This window comes from Synechococcus sp. H60.1, from assembly GCF_047462335.1.
In the GTDB taxonomy this organism is placed as follows: Bacteria; Cyanobacteriota; Cyanobacteriia; order Thermostichales; family Thermostichaceae; genus Thermostichus.
In genome coordinates this window covers 5,231-6,724 of record NZ_JANSJA010000194.1, presented here as the reverse complement: position 1 = coordinate 6,724, position 1,494 = coordinate 5,231, and the positions used below count along the sequence as shown (strand labels likewise).

Sequence of the window (1,494 nt, the reverse complement as noted above, 5' to 3'; positions counted from 1 at the left end):
TGTGCTCGAAGCCTGCCGCCGGCGAGTGGCCGAGCTTTGCCGCCGTTTTCCGCTCTACCCCCACTTGGGATAACCCCCCTCCCCGCTACGGCTTGCCATGCCTTACTTGGTTGCCTTTTTGGCTGCTGCCTGTGTGGTTCTCTGGGCAACCCCGGTGGTGAAGGCGGTCGGGATCCGCAGCGGCCAGTTGGATTTTCCCGATGAGCGCAAGATCCACCGGCAGCCGATGGTGCGCCTAGGGGGGGTCTCTATCTTTTTTGGCAACCTGGTGGCACTACTCTTGCTCTGGGGAGCCGGAGCCTTCGCCGGCTTGCGCACCGAGCAGGAGTACGAGATCTGGGGGGTAACCATTGGCGGCGTTTTGTTTTTTTTGATTGGCCTGGCCGACGATCTGTTTCAGTTGTCGCCCTTTTCCCGCCTGGCGATGCAGTTTGGGGTGGCTGCCGCCGCTTGGGGAGTGGGGGTGCGCATTGAGTTCATCAACCTACCGCGCCTTGGCCTCTGGCCCTTCCCGGTGTGGTTGAGCCTGCTGGTTACCCTGCTGTGGCTGGTGGGGATGGCCAACGCCATCAACTTCATGGACGGCCTGGATGGGCTGGCGGCAGGGGTGTCAGGGATCGCGGCAGTCGTGATGCTGATGGTAACGCTGCTGCTGGATCGGCCGGCGGCGGCGATGCTGGCGGCAGCCTTGGCAGGGGCCTGTCTGGGCTTTTTGCGCTACAACTTCAACCCGGCTCAGATCTTCATGGGAGATGGGGGAGCCTACTTTTTGGGCTTTACCCTAGCCGGGATCGGGGTCATTGGGGTGGCCAAGGGGGTGACCACGCTGGCGGTGGCCCTGCCGTTTTTTATCCTGGCCGTGCCAATCCTGGATATGTCTGCCGTCATCCTCAAGCGGCTGGCCAGGGGCAAGTCCCCCTTTCATCCCGACAAGGGCCACTTGCACCATCGCCTGCTCAAAGCCGGCCTGTCGCAGCGGCATTCAGTGCTCTTGATCTACGCCATGACCCTTTGGGGGGGATCCCTGGCCTTGGCCTTGGCCGGCCTGCCGGCAGGGGGCACCTACCTGGGCGGCGCCTCGCTGCTGTTAGCGGGAGTAAGCTGGGGGGCCTGGCAACGCCAGCGTCAGCGGCAACGGTCTTTGGCTGCTGAAGATACCGAGGTTCAAGCAACAGATTCAGTTAATTCAAAATAAGGATTAAGCCTGGGTTGTTCCCAGCCGCCCGCCTGCCTAGACTGGAAGGTATCTCCTCTGCCGCCTTGATGATGCGTCCTACACCGGAGCTGGCGGCCCTTTTGCGCCGCACCGCCGATCGCCTACAGGCCCAGCACTGGGGCTTTTGGGATCGCGAGTACTGCTGGCGGGATAGTACCCGCTGCAATTGCGGCCTGCTGGTGCGGGAAGCCCTGGGCTGGGATCAGCAGCAGCTTAGCCTGCGCATCCACCGCGGCACCTGGCGCTCCATTGCCCAAACGGCCTACCGCACTGCTGCC

The 1,494-nt window shown here is 63.0% G+C and carries 1 protein-coding gene and 1 pseudogene; both read left to right on the top strand.

What is annotated here, in order from left to right; translation table 11 throughout:
• Window positions 1-97: 97 nt before the first annotated feature.
• Window positions 98-1,195 (top strand): glycosyltransferase family 4 protein, encoded by a 1,098-nt coding sequence (locus NW852_RS09995; RefSeq protein ID WP_414371058.1) that lies wholly within the window; start codon window positions 98-100, stop codon window positions 1,193-1,195.
• Window positions 1,196-1,263: 68 nt separating this feature from the next.
• Window positions 1,264-1,494 (top strand): annotated as a pseudogene (locus NW852_RS09990) (hypothetical protein); the annotation flags it as partial.

Excerpts from the sequence above, each read along its gene's own strand:
- NW852_RS09995 (WP_414371058.1), top strand. The coding sequence starts at position 98 with ATGCCTTACTTGGTTGCCTTTTTGGCTGCTGCCTGTGTGGTTCTCTGG.